Annotated in this window: 16 protein-coding genes; 5 read left to right on the forward strand and 11 right to left on the reverse strand. The window is 59.1% G+C overall.

Going from position 1 to position 16,818, the window contains the following annotated elements:
• Positions 1 to 15: 15 nt before the first annotated feature.
• From NA619_RS11715 to NA619_RS11735, 5 genes are all read right to left on the reverse strand, one after another.
• The gene (locus NA619_RS11715; RefSeq protein WP_255962040.1) at positions 16 to 1,602 is read right to left on the reverse strand and encodes an MFS transporter; all 1,587 of its coding nucleotides are present in this window, start codon (positions 1,600 to 1,602) and stop codon (positions 16 to 18) included.
• Positions 1,603 to 1,641: 39 nt separating this feature from the next.
• The gene (locus NA619_RS11720) at positions 1,642 to 2,538 is read right to left on the reverse strand and encodes a fumarylacetoacetate hydrolase family protein (RefSeq protein WP_255962041.1); all 897 of its coding nucleotides are present in this window, start codon (positions 2,536 to 2,538) and stop codon (positions 1,642 to 1,644) included.
• Position 2,539: 1 nt separating this feature from the next.
• Positions 2,540 to 3,481 carry a VOC family protein gene (locus NA619_RS11725; RefSeq protein WP_255962042.1) on the reverse strand — a complete coding sequence of 314 codons (942 nt, stop codon included), beginning with the start codon at positions 3,479 to 3,481 and terminating at the stop codon, positions 2,540 to 2,542.
• A 62-nt stretch (positions 3,482 to 3,543) separates the two neighbouring features.
• Positions 3,544 to 4,305 carry an SDR family NAD(P)-dependent oxidoreductase gene (locus NA619_RS11730; RefSeq protein WP_255962043.1) on the reverse strand — a complete coding sequence of 254 codons (762 nt, stop codon included), beginning with the start codon at positions 4,303 to 4,305 and terminating at the stop codon, positions 3,544 to 3,546.
• A gap of 65 nt (positions 4,306 to 4,370) precedes the next feature.
• Positions 4,371 to 4,589 carry a ferredoxin gene (locus NA619_RS11735; protein ID WP_255962044.1) on the reverse strand — a complete coding sequence of 73 codons (219 nt, stop codon included), beginning with the start codon at positions 4,587 to 4,589 and terminating at the stop codon, positions 4,371 to 4,373.
• 338 nt (positions 4,590 to 4,927) lie between these two features.
• Between NA619_RS11735 and NA619_RS11740 the strand changes: the two genes are divergently transcribed.
• The 5 genes from NA619_RS11740 (at position 4,928) to NA619_RS11760 (ending at position 9,988) form a co-directional block, all read left to right on the forward strand.
• Positions 4,928 to 6,196 carry an MFS transporter gene (locus NA619_RS11740; RefSeq protein ID WP_255962045.1) on the forward strand — a complete coding sequence of 423 codons (1,269 nt, stop codon included), beginning with the start codon at positions 4,928 to 4,930 and terminating at the stop codon, positions 6,194 to 6,196.
• Between the two features lie 23 nt (positions 6,197 to 6,219).
• Positions 6,220 to 6,540: a 2Fe-2S iron-sulfur cluster-binding protein gene (locus NA619_RS11745; RefSeq protein WP_255962046.1), complete on the forward strand. Its 321-nt coding sequence runs from the start codon at positions 6,220 to 6,222 to the stop codon at positions 6,538 to 6,540.
• A gap of 33 nt (positions 6,541 to 6,573) precedes the next feature.
• The gene (locus tag NA619_RS11750; protein ID WP_255962047.1) at positions 6,574 to 7,809 is read left to right on the forward strand and encodes an NAD(P)/FAD-dependent oxidoreductase; all 1,236 of its coding nucleotides are present in this window, start codon (positions 6,574 to 6,576) and stop codon (positions 7,807 to 7,809) included.
• 45 nt (positions 7,810 to 7,854) lie between these two features.
• On the forward strand, positions 7,855 to 8,691 hold the full coding sequence (locus NA619_RS11755) for an oxidoreductase (protein WP_255962048.1): 837 nt from the start codon (positions 7,855 to 7,857) through the stop codon (positions 8,689 to 8,691).
• Between the two features lie 103 nt (positions 8,692 to 8,794).
• The gene (locus NA619_RS11760; protein ID WP_255962049.1) at positions 8,795 to 9,988 is read left to right on the forward strand and encodes an MFS transporter; all 1,194 of its coding nucleotides are present in this window, start codon (positions 8,795 to 8,797) and stop codon (positions 9,986 to 9,988) included.
• A 37-nt stretch (positions 9,989 to 10,025) separates the two neighbouring features.
• Here the strand turns inward: NA619_RS11760 and NA619_RS11765 are convergent, their stop codons facing one another.
• The 6 genes from NA619_RS11765 to NA619_RS11790 all read right to left on the reverse strand — a co-directional run bounded on the left by NA619_RS11765 (position 10,026) and on the right by NA619_RS11790 (position 16,199).
• On the reverse strand, positions 10,026 to 10,787 hold the full coding sequence (locus NA619_RS11765) for an SDR family NAD(P)-dependent oxidoreductase (RefSeq protein ID WP_102832437.1): 762 nt from the start codon (positions 10,785 to 10,787) through the stop codon (positions 10,026 to 10,028).
• Between the two features lie 124 nt (positions 10,788 to 10,911).
• A complete protein-coding gene (locus NA619_RS11770; protein ID WP_102832436.1) occupies positions 10,912 to 11,265 on the reverse strand; it encodes a hypothetical protein in 354 nt (117 codons plus the stop codon).
• Positions 11,266 to 11,294: 29 nt separating this feature from the next.
• Complete coding sequence (locus NA619_RS11775) at positions 11,295 to 12,587, reverse strand: alpha/beta fold hydrolase (protein ID WP_102832435.1); 1,293 nt, start codon at positions 12,585 to 12,587, stop codon at positions 11,295 to 11,297.
• Positions 12,588 to 12,642: 55 nt separating this feature from the next.
• The gene (locus NA619_RS11780; RefSeq protein WP_255962050.1) at positions 12,643 to 14,013 is read right to left on the reverse strand and encodes a DUF1329 domain-containing protein; all 1,371 of its coding nucleotides are present in this window, start codon (positions 14,011 to 14,013) and stop codon (positions 12,643 to 12,645) included.
• A gap of 224 nt (positions 14,014 to 14,237) precedes the next feature.
• Positions 14,238 to 14,942: a TetR/AcrR family transcriptional regulator gene (locus tag NA619_RS11785; protein ID WP_102832433.1), complete on the reverse strand. Its 705-nt coding sequence runs from the start codon at positions 14,940 to 14,942 to the stop codon at positions 14,238 to 14,240.
• 42 nt (positions 14,943 to 14,984) lie between these two features.
• Positions 14,985 to 16,199: an acyl-CoA dehydrogenase family protein gene (locus NA619_RS11790; protein ID WP_255962051.1), complete on the reverse strand. Its 1,215-nt coding sequence runs from the start codon at positions 16,197 to 16,199 to the stop codon at positions 14,985 to 14,987.
• Between the last annotated feature and the right edge of the window lie 619 nt (positions 16,200 to 16,818).

Here is a 16,818-nt window from a genome sequence, read left to right on the forward strand (position 1 = left end):
CGCGAGTACTAGTCTTCAGAGATCAATCCCAGGAGGCGCCTGGTATATGTAACGACGCGTTGCAAGACTGTCGCAACGGAAGCGCTGCAGTCGATGCTCTCTCGACTCGTCAGCTCTGGTGACTCTAGCTCGCTGTCGCAAATATTCGAGCCAGGATTCGACGATGAAACGTTCGACGTAGAGATTCGCTTCACCAAGGTCGCGGTAAAGCCGCCAATTCTGCGCGCCGTTTCGTCGCCTGGATTGACCAACGGCATATGCGGTGCGGACGAAAAGCTCGCGCTCGGCATCATTGACTCGGTAGCTGATTTCGACCGAAACCGGACCATCGGAATGGGAAACATCGCGGGCCAACACCAGCTTATCGGTCTGCTGTGCTTCAGCGAAATCGGCTTCGTTACCCAGTTCTATCGTGCCGTTACGGGTGACGAGAAGGCCCAGCAGAATGGTCGCGGCAGAAATGATAAGCGCGTTATTGAGACCTACATACTCGGCCAACGCACCCCACATCACACCGCCTAGCGCCATGGCACCCATGAGCATCAATAAATACACCGAGGCGACCCGGGCGCGCACCCAGTTCGCCGCGTAGGTTTGCACTACAGTGGAAATGGTCGCATTCACCGCCATCCAGCCCATGCCAGCGAAAATCAACATTGCGTACACAACGTAGCGGTTATGCGTCAGCGCAGCAGCTAGTGTTGCGGCTGCAAACGCGATCGCGCCTGAAGCAATGAGCGTGCGCAATGTAAACCGGCGATACAGTTTCGTTAGATTGAGAGCGGCTAATACGGCCCCTCCTCCCATGAACGCCATAAGCAAGCCATACCCACCGGCGTCCATACCCAACTCATCCTTGGCAACCAAAGGCATCAATGCCCATAGCGCGCTGGCACAGCTGGTGAAAACGAACACCTGCTTTAACGCATTGAACAGGACAGCCGAGTGCCGGATATAACGTAAACCGCTACGCATGCCGCCGCTAAAGGTTTCAGGTGGCAGATCATGAATCTGGCGGCTTGATTTCAAGGTGAGAATGAACAAAATCACGGCTGTCATGCACAGCGCGATGACCAGAAACACCGAAGCAGCATTCCAATAGGCGATCAAGACACCTGCAATCGCGGGACCCAATGCCCGGGCCGCATTGGTCGCGATGCCATTGAGCGATACTGCGGCCGGCACCTCACTTCGCGGCAACACATCGACAATCGTCACCATCCAGGCGGACATTCCCAAAGCGCTGCCCGTGCCCAAAACAAAGGTGAGCAGCAGCAGAGTCCAGGCCCCAAGCGAGCCCGTATAAGCAAGCAGACACAAAATCGCGGCGGCGCCGAGCATGGCCGCTTGCGTAACGATCAACCAGCGCCTGCGATCCACCAGATCTGCAATTACCCCACCCGGCAGGCCAAACAGAAAGACGGGTAGAGTCATCGCCGTTTGTACCAGCGAGACCATCAGCGGTGACGACGAAAGTGTCGTCATGATCCACGCCGCACCTACGGTTTGCATCCAAATGGCCAGGTTTACAACAGCGGCTGCAAACCAGAGACCTCGGAATACTCGGTGACGGAACGGAACCCAGGGTGATCCCTCTTTCATTGCAGCTCCTTCACGCGAGTTTGCGAACAATTGGCGCGCTCAGCCTTTAACGTCATCACCCGCAGGCAACCCAAGTCGCCCAACTTCACGTCCCGGATGAAGCACACGCCGCTCACCGACCCGATTGCATAATCGACCGACTCCATCGATACGCGCGTCGAGCTGATCACCGGGCTCAAGGAAATTACCCGTTTCCAGCGCCACGCCATGGGTCGAGCCAGTGAAAACCAAGTCTCCGGCGCGAAGTGTTATCCGTGCATCGAGGTAATTCAGCAGCTCGTCCACTGGGAAAATCATGTTCTTGGTGCTGTCTTGCTGACGCTGTTCGCCGTTAACGCTCAGTTGCAGATTCAGTGCCGGCTGACCGGGACCACCAAGCTCATCGAGCGTGACTATCCAGGGGCCAACTGGCGTAGTGCGATCCATAGCCTTTTGCGTAAGCAGATCGAGACGGCCGATCTGCCGGCCCGCATCCCGTGCGCTGATATCGTTGCCAACCGTATAGCCAAGCAAGCACGCGCTCGCCTGCGGCTCGTCCAGCAAGGGACGCGCGACCACCGCGACCAGCTCGACCTCATAATCAAGCTCGCGGGTCACTGCGGGGAATTGAATGTCATCGCCCGCGCCAACCAGCGCGGATTCCGGAATCGAATACGCCAGGGTATGTGCCGGCGCTCTACTACCTAGCCGCTCGAGATGGCTCAGGTAGTTGAGGCCTACGCCGAAGATCCGCCCGCCAGGCTGAAGTGGCGGTAGCAGGCGGCAAGCCGATAGAGGAATCCACTCGGCGTCGAGATCCAGCGCCGCTTCCCCTTGCTCGCCGAGCAAAGGCGCCCACTCCGCGAAAGGCGCTCGAATGACTCGCAAGCGAACGTTGTCAGCATCCAGCAAGGCCCAGACAGCCTCGCCGGCAACTGCCACGCGCGCGATACGCATCTCAGCGCTTACTGGCCAAGTATTCCGCGTCGAGTACCTCTTCAGGCGTTTTCACGCTCGGGCCGAGGATAGGGCCAACCATTTCGTGCCCCCATACGCTCAGCACTTCTGGATTGAGTTCGAACGGATCGCCCTGCCATGGCTCGATCTCGGCAATGGTTTCGATGGCGAAGCCCGAAGGCGTGAAATGGTAGAAGGACACGTGCGGGTCCTGGGCATGCTGGCCGAGCGTCATCATCATCGGCAGCTCGCGCTTACGCACGATGTCATACGTCTCGCCAACGTCGCGGATGCTGTCGACGACAATACCGACATGCTGCACACCCATACGGCCCGGACCGAACCCGTATGCGATGTCATGACTGGTGTGATGGTTCAGCTTGGAACGGAAGAACCCGGTGCGGCCCTTGCCGGCTCCCGCGCCATACCAGCTGAAGCCCATCACGTTGATCAGGAAATTCTCGAGTTCGGGGCCGTACTCCGGCGTGATCACTACCACATGGCCGGCACCGCGCTCGTTGGCAACGAAGCCGCCATGGCAGCGACCCGGCATGAAGGAGCGTGGCGTCCACTTTTGCGCGTAGAAAAGCTCATGCTGATAGCCGACCGGATCGCGAAAACGGATCAGTTCTCGCACGCCGCGCTTCTCGCACAGCTCCGCATCACCGCGGGTAAATTCGACGCCGGCAGCGGTGAATTTCTTCAACGCATCCTCGAAGGCCATCCGTCCGATCGCCTCCCAGCCTATATAGGCGAGACGGTCGACCTTACCCGGGTGGAAGGCAAAACGATGGCGACGATCATCGATCTTGAAATAAATCGAATCGGGGTCGCTCTCGGGACTGCGGCCGATCCCGAAGCCCATAACGTTTGGGCCATAGTCACGCCACTCATCGAGTTTGGTGGTTTCGAAGCCCATGTAACCGATGCCGATGATATCCACGAGAATTCACCTCTTGTTGTTCTAGGTTTCCGCGGACGCCATCGGCGCCCGCACGAGCACTGCTAGATTGCGAGCAGCCCGCCGTCTATGACGAAATCCGATCCGGTAATGAACGAAGCCTCGCTGGAAGCCACAAACAGTGCCATGGCTACCACCTCTTCAGGTTCACCGGGACGGTCCATCAGCACACCGTCAAGCAACGCTGCACGCGCTTCAGGATTCTCCAGAAACGCACGGGTACCAGGCGTCGCGACGAACCCTGGGCTCAGACTGACCGCCCGTATGCCCACCGGCGCACCTTCTACCGCGAGCTGGCGGGTAAAGGACACCACCGCACCCTTGGCAGCCGAATGCGCCGAGATGCCAGCGACCTTGGAGCCGCCCCAGGCTGCAGTGGACGAAATATTGATAATCACACCACGCTGCTCGGCGAGATGATGCCAAGCGTATTTGGTGGTGTAGAACAGCAGATCCAACTCATTACGGATGGTGTAGTGCCAGTCCTCGATCGACATCTCGCTAACCGCGCCAAAACGCGCGGCCGAAGCGTTGTTATAAAGGATGTCGATGCGACCATGCTCAGCCACGGCGGCGTCGATCCAGGCCTTGGCCTGTTCGTGATCGCCAAGATCCAGCGGCGCCATTCCATATAAACGAAAACCCTGCTCCTGCATCAGCGCAGCGGTTTCCTCGTGAGCCGGCCCGTTGAAGTCACAACCGACCACAATGGCGCCTTCCTGAGCGAAACGCAGCGCCGCAGCCCTGCCCTGCCCGCCGCCAGTACCGGTGATCAACGCAACCTTGTTTTGTAAGCGACCTGCCATTGTGTCCTCCCGATACTTCCGATCTGCCCTGAACGTTCCTGCTAGCGCTCAGGCCAATTCGTCGTTCATTTGATTTCTTCGAGCCAAATCGCTTCGGCAGGGCAGGCCGCCGCACCTTCGCGGGCTTCCTCTTCGAGCTCTGCCGGAACGAGGTCGCTGTCGAGATACACAAGGCCATCGGCATCAAGCTTGTAGATACTCGGGCAGACGGCCGCGCACAAACCATATCCACAGCAACGGCTACGGTCGGCGATTACTTTGAATTGCGCTTTTTCTGAACTCATTTCTTGTCTCCTTATCAGGCCCAGCTATCCGAGATAATGAACACTTATTGTATTTTTGTACATTATTTTTTAGCCTCAACGCCACGCGCACTTGAGCTTCGCCCCGACCTCGGTAAAGAGGCATCTACAGATACCAGAGCGCGGGTTTTTCCTGTCAAGCGCTCACTGGTCGCATCGCGTCCGCTGCGCGGTGGCTGGTATATGTTCGGCTCGTGACAGCTAGACAAGATCGCCAGAAACGACTTATTCTCGTATCAGTATTTAATTTCACTGTCAGAATTTAACATCATTGCGATGCGTTTCGCTTGGCTAAACAAAACCTATAAGGAAGCCAAACCATGACCACTTCGAAGAGCGAAGCGGCGATCGATACCCTCGAATTCCGCCAGAGCTGGAAGATCCTGATTCTCGCAGTGGCGGGCGTTGCTATCAGTATCAACGCGGCACTTCTCTATGGCTTCGGCACCCTTGTCGTACCGCTGGGCGACGCCTTTGGCTGGAGCAAGAGTGAGCTTCAGGCAAGCATCACATTCCTGTTCGGTGGCGCGGTCATTTCGCTGCAGCTGGTCGGCTGGTTCAACCTTCGCTACGGCATGAAGCGGGTGACCGTCGTTTCCCTTCTACTGCTCTCCCTTGGTTACCTGGCAACTACGTTGCTGAACGGGTCGATCTGGTCGCTGTATTTCGCTTTCGCCGTGTTACCCATTCTTGGCATGGGCGCGCTGGCAGTCACCTGGACTCAGCTGCTCAGTCTCTGGTACGACCGCAACCGTGGTCTTGCCTTGGCGATCGGGTTGTCGGGCACAGGCATCACGGCCGCAACTATTCCTCCCTTGATGGCGTGGGGAATTGGCCAATGGGACTGGCGCGCCGCGTTCGTAATTCTGGCTCTGCTCAATCTGCTGGTATTGCTTCCGCTCATCCTGCTGTGGTTCAAGGTTCCAGGCGTTGCCGGGACCCAGTCAGACAATAAGGAGAGCGATCTCCAGAAGCTACCCGGCATGTCCTTCCGTGAAGGCATGACGTCACGCAAGTTCTGGACCTGCAATCTAGCGCTCGGGCTGGTGATTTCCTCGATTGTGGGCATGGTCACCAGCACGGTACCGATGCTGCAGTCCAGAGGCTTGTCGGCAAGCGATGCGAATCTGATCTTCAGCGGCTTTGGCTTTTCGCTTATTTTCGGTCGCATGCTGATCGGCTACCTCCTCGACCGTGTGTGGCCGCCCGGAATATCAGCCATTAGCCTAGTGCTTCCTGCCATCGGATGTGCGATCTATCTCAGCGGGACGGGTGAATTCTCTTCGCTGCTGCTGGCGGCAGTTCTGGTAGGTTTTGGCGCCGGGGCGGAGTTCGATATAGCCGCATTCCTGATCGCACGTTATTTCGGGCTACGCGAGTACGGTCGGCTGTTCGGTGTGCATCAAGGCTTGAACACCGTGGCCTCTGCTCTCGCCCCGCTGCTGTTTGCCTACATGCTGAGCAGCACCGGAAACTACAACGCCATGCTGCTCTATTCAGCCGCCTGTTGCGTCGTTGGCCCGTTGTTGTTGCTTACATTGGGACGGACGCCGCGCTTTGCCACGTCTCCCATGCTGGCCCATCCCTGACCCTAAATAAAACGGAGCAGACCATGCCTACCTTGACCTTTATTGAACACAACGGCACGCAGCATCAGGTTAGCGGCGACATCGGCCAGTCGGTGATGCAGGCCGCTACCTTTGCCTCGGTTCCCGGAATCCCGGCGGACTGCGGGGGGGCTTGCGCCTGTGCGACCTGCCACGCCTATGTCGAAGAATCCTGGATGGAAAGACTTCCCGCCGCCGAAGGCATGGAGTCGGACATGCTGGACTATGCATTTGAGCGCCGCGATAACAGCCGATTGACCTGCCAGCTGGTGATCAGCGAAGCCATGGACGGGTTGGTCATACACCTGCCCGAGTCCCAATTCTAAGCGCCGAACGCTGGCGTAATTCTAGGAGGTCCTATGTCACTCGCCTCAGTGGTGATCGTCGGTGCCGGCCACGCCGGATTTCAGGTAGCTGCTTCGCTACGTCAGGAAGGCTATGACGGAAAGATTACCCTGATCGGTGATGAGCCTGGCCTCCCGTACCAGCGACCGCCACTGTCGAAGGCCTACCTGCTCGGCAAGATCAGCGAGACCAGCCTGCTCTTCCGTCCCGCCGAATTCTTCGAGACCCAGCGTGTCGAGCTGCTGCATGACCAGGCCACGGCGATAGATCGCCTGAATCGCAGGGTCTTGCTAGCTTCCGGCGCCGTCGCCACGTACGACCACCTGGTGCTCGCTACTGGCGCGCACAATCGTCCACTGCCGGTTCCCGGCGCTGAGCTTCAGGGTATTTTCGGGATCAAGACCAAGGCTGATGCCGATGTGCTGGCGCCGTTGGTAAAGGAAGCGCGAAATGTCGTAGTGGTGGGCGCTGGCTTTATCGGCCTCGAATTCGCAGCAGTCGCAGCAGCCCTTGGCGCTACCGTGCATGTGCTGGAACTGGGCGATCGCCCCATGGCTCGCGCGCTGTCGCGAGAGATGTCGGAGGTATTCCGGGATGCGCATGAGAATTGGGGTGTCCATTTTGATTTTCGTCAGGGCTTGGCACGCATCGTCGGGGACAACGGACGGGTATGCGCCGTGGAGACCTCCGATGGCCGTACGCTGCCGGCCGACCTCGTGGTCTTTGGCATCGGCGTGATCCCCAACGTGCAACTGGCGACCGAAGCAGGCCTGCAGATCGAGAACGGCATCAAGGTCGACGCCAGCCTGCTCACCGTTGACCCGCAGATTTCCGCCCTTGGCGATGCCGCTTGCTTCCCCTGCCTGTACAACGATGAGCAGCCAACCCGGCTCGAATCGGTGCAGAACGCCGTCGATCAGGGCCGCTGCATTGCGGCGCGACTGATGGGCAAGCCCGCGCCCTATTCAGCCTTGCCGTGGTTCTGGACAGATCAGGGCAACCTAAAGTTGCAGATCGCCGGGCTCTCTACCGGTTACGACAGCGCTGTGGTTGTAGGCTCGGTCGAAGCGCGTGAACTATCGGTGCTGTGTTTCCGCAATCAACATCTGGTCGCGGTGGAATCTTGTAATCGCATGGGCGATCACATGGCGGCACGCAAGATTCTCGCCCGCCCGCCCAGGCTAACCCCACAGACAGCCGCTGCCGAGGGCTTCGATCTGAAAGCCTGGGAAGCGGCCAATCGCGACTGAATCCGGATGGCGCGCAGACACTGACCATTACTCAAGGAACATGAAATGAGCAGAACCTGGTTCATTACTGGGGCTTCTCGCGGCCTCGGTGCGGCGATTGCTCAGGCAGCGCTCGCTGCTGGTGACAATGTAGTGGTCAGCGCCCGCCGGCTCGAACAGCTGGATCACTTCGTCGCGCAAGCGCTCGAACGAGTGCTTGCGGTGGAGCTTGACGTTACGCGAGAAGACCAAGCGATAGCGGCGGTTGATGCTGCCGTTACGCGTTTCGGACGAATTGATGTGCTGGTCAACAATGCCGGTTATGGGCAACTTGCACCCTTCGAAGAAAATACGCCCAGCGATGCCGAGCGGCAGTTCGCCACCAACGTCTTTGGCGTGTTTAACCTATGCCGAGCCGCTTTGCCGATCATGCGTAAGCAGCGCAGCGGCCATATCTTCAATGTGTCGTCAGTTGCGGGTTTGGTCGCCATGGGCGGCGCGGCGTTGTACTGCGCCTCCAAATTTGCCGTGGAAGGATTTTCCGAGTCGCTGGCTCAGGAAGTCAGCCAATTCGGCATCAAGGTTACGCTGGTCGAGCCTGGCGTATTTCGTACGGATTTTCTCGACCCAAGCTCCGCCGCTTTCGGCACCAATGGGCTTGAGGACTACGCAACCTTTACCGCAAAGATCAAGGCAGGCTCAGCCGCCAACAACCATCGCCAGACAGGCGATCCCGCCAAACTGGGTGAAGCGCTTGTGCAACTAGCCAGTATGGAAAAGCCGCCGCTCCGTTACGTCGCGGGGTCCGACGCTTATGCAGCGTTCACCAGCAAGCTTGACAAGTTGAAAGAAGAAATCGAGCAATGGCGTGACTTGTCCGCTTCATCTGACGGCGCTTCCTAGCCGAAACGAAGCCCGCATGCTCGAGCGGACGCACAGGTTCGCTCGGTCCCCTTCCTTCCTCTCGAGGTAAAGGCCAGCGTCGTCCATCTCAGGAGCAAGCCGCTTGGATACCGGAACTACAACCCCCACGCGGCTCAACCTGTCGATCATCTTCATTGTCTGCTTCAACTTCATGTCCTACGTAGCCAATGGACTGCCCCTGGCCGTGCTGCCCGGCTTCGTTCTCAACGACCTGGGATTCGGCACTGTCTGGGCAGGCATCGTCATCGGCACGCAGTACGTGTCAACCCTGCTGTCACGACCACTGGCCGGAGTGCTTGCCGATCGCTTCGGCGCGAAATGGGCTGTCATCGTCGGGCTGACCGGCCTAGCGCTTTGCGGCGTACTGACCACGGTGGCGATTGTTATGCACGCCTCGCCCTCGCTCAGTGTCTCGATCCTGATTAGCGCTCGCATCATTCAGGGCATCGCTTCTGCCATGATTTCCACACCCTGCTGTACCTGGGCCATCGGTTTGCATGGCAAGGCGCATACCGCACGGGTGATGTCCTGGAACGGCATCGCCGCCTATGGCGGTATCGCCGTCGGTGCGCCTTTGGGAGTATTGATCAGCGATCAATTCAATCTGGCCAGCATCGGACTGTGCATTGTCTTGCTCGGCCTGCTTGCGCTGCTCCTGGCGGCAGTTAGACGTCCAACGCCGCTGTTGCGTGGCGAACGGCTGCCCTTTTTCGACGTATTCTGGTCGGTGACGCCCAACGGCTTGGCTTTGGCATGCAGTTCGGCCGGCTTTGGCAGCCTGACCGCCTTCATCGCCCTGTATTTCGACAGCCTCGGCTGGGCCAATGCCGCCTGGTGCCTGACTGGCTTCGGTGCCGCTTTCATCGTCGCCCGGCTCATCACGCCCAACGTGGTGGTACGTTTCGGTGGCTACCCAGTCGTGACGGTTTGTCTGCTGGTACAGGGCCTCGGACTACTGCTCGTCTGGTTGGCTTCGTCGCCTGAGCTAGCTATTTTTGGAGCCTCGCTGACTGGCATGGGCGTGTCCTGGGTTTATCCCGGACTGGCCGTAGAAACCCTGGCGCGTACGCCAGACGCCAATCGCAACTCCGCGTTGAGCGCGCTTTCGTTGTTCTTCGACCTGGCTGTCGGGTTGGCAGGTCCCTTGATGGGTCTGGCAGCAGCCAGCCTGGGCCTTGGTCAAGTGTTTCTCGGCTCGGCATTGCTAGCAGGCATCGGTTTTATACTGGTGCTGGCCCTGCGCAGGCGGCACGCCCAGCCACTTCTGACATCCTGAGCCGGTGCGGGGCAGCCTATGCCCCGCGCACAATGTCTCACTGGATCAGGAAGCCCCCATCCACCGCCAATGTATGTCCATTGACATACCCGGCGGTGGGCGAACAGAGCCAGACAATCGCACTGGCCGCTTCATCCAACTGCCCCCAGCGCTTCATCGGATTGGTCCCAGCCACAAGCTCGTGCTTGCTTTCCCCAGGAAATAGCCGATCCGACATTTCTGTTGAAAACAAACCGGGAGCCACCGCATTTATGCGAAGCCCCCTTGCCCCGTACTCGATCGCAGCACTGCGCGTGATGCCCAATACGCCGTGCTTGCTGGCATGGTAAGCGACGCCCAGCGAGCCGCCATTGACGCCCCCCACCGACGAGACATTGACGATAGCAGCTCCATCCTGCTCGAGTAGATGTGGAATCGCATGCTTCATGCACAACCATGTGCCTTTCAAATTGACTCCGATGACCGCATCCCACTCATCCTCGGAATAATCAGCGGCAGGGACAAAGGGGGTTCCCTCGATACCAGCACTGTTGACCAGCAAATCGAGTCGTCCCCACAGCGCCACCGTGCGCGTAACCAGGGCCTGCACATCCGCGGTTCGACTGACGTCAGCCTGAATAAATTCCGCCTCGCCGCCCGCCTCGCGAATTGTCGAGACAGCTTTCTCGCCCGCTGCCACGCGGCGCCCGGAGACCACCACCCTGGCGCCTTCCTGGGCTAGAGCGAGTGCGCCTGCCAGACCGATCCCGGTCGTTCCACCGGTTACCAACGCCACTTTCCCATTGAGTTTGAGATCCATGTGTATTCCTTCTTGTTAGACACTGCCTTCAATGTAGCTCCGCAGAATCGATACACAAGCCGGAAAATCGTCTAACTATCGGGACGACAAGTTTCTCCAAAAGGTGGGCCCTGCGAATGCAGGGTCAGGCTTCGATGAAGTAACGTGCGCTCAGAAAGCCATCCTTGAGCTTGTATAGCTCCAGGGTATGGCTTGGCGGTTCTCCCGAAACGCGGTTGTTCTGATGGTGGCAGGCTGCTTCGAGCCCTGAAACGATTGCCAGCTTTATCTCGATACGGATCTTGTCCCGTTGCTGGTCCCACATCTGGTTGAGCGCAACCCACGGATCCTGAGATGGGTAGCCCACATATTCGATGCTCAGCCCCCGCGTAGCGATTTTCCGATAGCAATCTAGAAATGCTTCCTTATCGCCTGCGTTCCAGTGAGTGACCTGGGCATGCAGGAAATTTTCGAGGTCTTGGGTATTGGAGTCGTTCATATTTCGTTCTCTCGACTGGTGGTGGACACTTAAGCGTTGGCCCGGGTTAACAGCACTTGCTGGTAACCGCCCTGGAAATAGAGCAATGGCGCCCGTTGCGGATCGAGCCATGTGTGGTGGATGCGTCCAAGAAAGATGAGGTGGTCGCCGGCATCGACGACGCTATGCTTCTCGCACTCAATACTGGCGGCAGCGTTCTGGATGATGGGCACCTTGAGCTCCCAGGTTTCCCAGGGAGTCGCGGCGAACCGGTCCTCGGCTCTGCTGGCGAAGCGCCGCGAAATGTCCTGCTGCTGCGAATTGAGCACATTGATAGCGAAAGCCTCGCTGCGCTCGAAGGCATTCAGGCTGGCGGAGCGCTTGTCCAGGCAGAACAGCACCAACGGCGGATCCATGGATACCGAAGTGAAAGAGTTCGCGGTCAGACCGACCGGCCTGCCGCTGGCGTCGGTCGTGGTGATCACCGTGACGCCCGTGGCGAAGGCACCGAGCGCCCGCCGTAGCGTCAGAGCGTTAGCCGCCGGGGTGCCGGCGCTCAGCTCATCGGCAATGAATGCCAGTATGTTTCGATCCAGCGCATCCAGATCGTCGGCGAAAAACAACGCACCACGCCCGCTCTCCAGGCGTAACCTACGCGCAGCGGGCGCCTGCCGGCCGATGCGCTCCAAAGCCGGGCTTGCGATCGGCCCTTCGATCAGCAGCAGCGGTAATCGCAGCTCGCTCCACGCCGGCTCTGCTGCGGCGGCATGCGGGTACAGCCATACGCGCGGATCGCTGTGCCAGTACCAACGCCCATCGGCTTGCTGCCGCAGATATTTGTGCAGCGTCGAAAGGCCTATCGACGCTGCCTGGCTCGCAATCGAGCGAATGGCCGCGTCAAAATCATCGCTGCCACCGGCTAGGCAGGTTTCCAGTATTCGTCGCTCGCATTCCTGCCCGGCATGCGGGTCGGCGATCACCAGCGCACTGGCAATTTCCAAGCCTTCGCGCCGTGCTTCGCTGATCGCCGCAAGTGCCGCTAGGCCTCCCAGCAGCGAGCCCACCACAGCCGGCGTACCGGGCAAAGCATCCATCACGACTCGAATGTCGGCGGCCAGCACACTCAGCGAATAGTCGCAATGCCATTGGCTGGCGCCGTGGCCACGCAAGTCCAGAGAAACCACGTGGAACCCGGCCAGTATCAGTCGCCGAGCCAGATGCGCCCATTCATGACGCGTCTGCCCCGCGTCATGCAGTAGCAGCACCGTCTGGTGCGTGGGGTCGCCTCCCACCTGCGCGGCCAATGAAATGCCGTCGTATCCCACGAGAAACTTGAATTCCATCGTATTTACCTCCGATACCTGTGTAGCGGGCGCATCCCGTTCCAGAGCGCTGCGGTTAGCGCACCGTTTCCCTGGCCGTAACGGCTTCCGGATTGAGACTGCGGTTGGACATAGGCTCGTCCATTACCTCGAAGCCGCCTTCATAGAAGTCGCCGAGGACCGTCAACATGCGTTTGTTGAAGTCGTAGGTATGGCTGCGGACAGCCCATGGGATGCCGTGGTCGTAGAGCTGCACCATGGTGTTGGCCATCGTGCGATGCAGTTCGCCGTTGTGGTCATAGGCATCGACCAGAGCGGCTCCGGACAGGTCTTCGTCCAGGTAGTACACGCGCTTCGAATAGGCATGGCGCATGCCCTCCTTAAGCGTCGCCTCGACCACCCGTACACGATGCAGCTCGAAGCGCTCGCAAGCAGGATTGATATGGGTGCCTGTGAACTGACCTTCGCCGTTGCAGCGCTCGCTGGGGGTATATAGGTCATAGTTGTTATAGGGAATGTACATCTCCCGGGTGCCCAGGTATTTGAAGTTGAAGCGGTCCATACGCCCGGAAAAAACGAACAGTTCATCGAACAGCAGGCCGCCCCCGAGGCTTGCCACCGGCGTGTCGTAGGCGAACTCTGGCGCCAGTTTCACGCGGCGCTGGCCGGCGGTATAGCTCCAGGCACGCCGAGGCTTGGCGAGCGGATCAATGAAATCGAGCAGGCCGGTGATTTCCCCCGCCTTGCGTGCCGGCGCCTGGGTGATCGAATAGGTTCGCCAGTACATTTGCGGGTCGCGATCAGCCAGCGCCGTCTGGTAGAAGGTGCGCTCGCTGAAGGTCTTCTGGTCCGCTGTCATGGTGCGGGTTCCATTGACATCGATGCTCCAGGAACGGTTGTGCGGTGCGATAATGGCCGTCTCACCGTAATAGCTAAGCATCTGGTTCCACATCACTTCGTAACCATTGGCCGGCAGCGGAAAAGGGATACCGCCGCGACAGGCCTCGCTGACGGCAAGGTAATCCCTGGCGGTTTTGCAAACACTCGCGTTACGCTTCGTGGCCTCCAGCACATGCTGCGGATATCCCGCTGTACGGTGGGTCGGATAGATGGGCATGTAATAATCGGGATAGGTTTTGAGCAATTTGCGCTGGCCTTCACTCAACTTATCCGTATATTCGTGCATGTTATTCGCATCGATGCGCAGCAGCGGTTTCTCGTCCTGGAACGGGTTCTTCCAATAACCGCTTGCGGCCTCGAATCCTTCCGGCGCGGCACTCAACCCACCGCTGTAGGCTGGAATGCTGCCTTCGGCATTGCCGGCACGGAGACTGCCGAAAAGTGTCAAGTCGTCACCTAGCCGAGCTGCATCGGGATTGCCCCATGCCTGGTTGGCCAGCAACAGACACATTGCTGCGTTGTATGCGACGCGGTGCAAGACTCTCATTGGTTTTCTCCTGCGTGTCCCTGCCAATGCGGGGATCGATTGTTGTTGTATTAATCAGGGGAACACTTCCGCCCTCCCGGCGTTTTGTCTCCAGAGACAGAACAGGGACGAGTGGCGGGCCGCACGCCCGGCCGCGTACAGAGTGCGCAGCCGGCGAAGCCGGGAACTACAACAGCGCCGGTCTCAGGTGATTACACCTCCTTATATTCCTTTGAATATGCTGATCAGGTCTGCCACCAAGGCAGGTCCGCGGCATGCAGGTTGAGCTCCGCCAAGGCAATTTCGATCGCCTGGCTGGCCGCTTCCGGCTGCATCCCGAAGCCACGCATGATCATTACCACTAGCTCGTGCCGATATGCATCGCTTGTTTTTTGCTCATGGGTGATCCGCCGCGAGCCCTGAATGGTGGCGCCAATGATGTAATCGGTGGCCACATCCAGCGATTCGAACTGCACGACACCACTGGCCTTCGCCTCACGTAGGCAGCAGGTGACGATGCTCATCAGCCGGTTGCTGCGTGACAGGTAGTCGACATAGTCGACCCGCACGGTGAACTCGGCGCGGCGCGGCTGCATGCCGGCGTGAGTGAGGGAAATCAATGGGCCCGCCACGACACGCGCGGCAGGGTCCTGCAGACCTGCGAAAACGCGCTCATAGGTACCGATCATCTCATCGGCCATCAGCTGCCCCAGTTCGGTGAGTACTTCTTCCAGCGAGTCGTAGTATTTGTAGAACGTGCCGCGAGACACGCCGGCCTTAAGAATCACATCCTCTATAACCGGAGGCTTGGTGCGCGGGCTGAGAAGAAATACGTCCAGCGCAGCGGACATCAAGCGCTTGCGCATACGCTCGCGTTTCTCGCGGGCTACCCGCACGCGAAAATCCGCGCCCCCGCTGCCTTCCAGTGTCTGTTGAAGTTCGTCATTCATTTTGGGTTTTGCCTTGGTGAGAGGAATCCTGGCCTGCACGGCCTATTCTCCCCCGATATTGCCCAGCAGAAGCAGATTGGAATCGAGCCCGGTCATGGCTCTCCCGTACAGCTCCAGCGAAAGCCGGGTATTGAGCGCGGTGTGGCGGCTACCGACGTTGAGATCGCGCCAGAAACGCTGCAATGGATTGCGGCTGGCGAAGGCTGCCGGCCCGGCGATATCCATCAGCCGCTCCCCGGCGCGGCGCAACAAACCCATGGCAAAACCGCAGTCGGCCTGGATGCGGGCCTTTTCATAGCCATTCAAGGGGCGCTTTTGTGCGGTTTCGTCGATCTGCGCCGCCGCGCGGCGAATGTGTAACCAGGCGGAGTCGATTTCCATCGCAGCCTCGCCGAGCTGCTGCACGAACACATGCGATTGAGCCTGGCTCTCATAGTGCCAGCCGGTGACCGGACGCTTCGCCAATTGCCTCTTAACCTGATCGAGCAGTGCCCCAGCCGCCCCCAGCATGGGCGCCAGCACACCGAGCGGGAACAAGGGTTCAACCGGCCAACGATCACGCGGTTCGAGTGCAACTTGCGCCGCCACACCCGGCGCGGAACCACTGCGCAATTGGGAATAGCGCATCACCAATGCCGGGGCGACCTCGACATCTTCGGCAACGATAGTGTTGCTGCCCGAGCCACAGACCCCTGCCACATGCCAAGTGTCTTCAATGCGTACCCTGGGATGCTTGAGCGGCAGTACCGCAAAACCGCTATCGATGACATCTCCGTTCTCGTCGATGATTTTCACGCCGTTCATAGCGTAATCGGCATGCAAACAGCCGGAGGCATATCCCCAGCGCCCGCTGACGCGATAGCCGCCGGGAAACGCGATGGCGCTACCGGTTTGCGCGGCCACGCTGCAAAACAGCTCATCGCCGCGCTTGAACAGCAAGCTGGATACCGCCTCAGGCATCGACACCGCCGCGGCAGTCACCCCTGAAAGCAGGCTGAACGCCCACGCCGTGCCCGGACAAGCCTTACCCAACTCGGCGACGGTTTCGATATGAGTGATCAGCTTGTGACTCACGCCACCGGCACGCCTGGGGAACATCATGCGGAACAACCCCGCCTGACCAATCGCCTCGATCACCGCCTCGGGAACCCGGCCTTCGCGTTCACACTGCTCAGCGTATCGGGAGACCAGCGGCAGCAACGCATGGGCGGTAGCGACCGGATCGTGCGGCGCCGTGACTGACGTTAAGTCCTGCATATAAACACCTTGTGATCCATTCATAATGACGTTTTCGTCACAATAGTCATGATGTCTATTTTAATCAAGGCGATCGAGAAGATATTCACTGCAGCGCGCTCATGAGGCGCTTGGGCCTGCGGTAAGGGTGCTGGCGCACCAAGATGAATTGCGGTGGCTTCGTGTCGTGCGATCGAAGCCTAGTCTGGCAACGGCGGCAGTCTTGGCGGGCGCTGGCGATAGCCGACGCGCTCATTGACCCAGATCCTTAGTAAATGGGTTCGGCGCGGATACTCGCCGCCACGACTGGAGCTCAAAGCGAAGTTCGGCCTGGAGGACATCAACGCCCCGACAAGATGACCGCGATCTTCTACGACGACGGCAGCACCCTAGAGTTATACCGACCTGGAGCGCACCTGCCAGGCCATCACCAAGTTTTCCGAGCGTGGCGCCGCCGAGTGCCTCGCAACAGGCGTTGGACGATGGAGCAGAGCCAGAATCGGTCAGGAACTGATGCGTGCCCAGGCGATGACCGCCTGGAACTACATCAGCGAATGGTTCGAGAACGACCAGGTCAAGATCGCCCAGGGCCATTGATCCAGATCAATTCTCAAATTGGATTCGTCAATGATACTCGCCA

It is taken from the genome of Stutzerimonas stutzeri, from assembly GCF_024448895.1.
Taxonomy (GTDB): Bacteria; Pseudomonadota; Gammaproteobacteria; order Pseudomonadales; family Pseudomonadaceae; genus Stutzerimonas; species Stutzerimonas stutzeri_Q.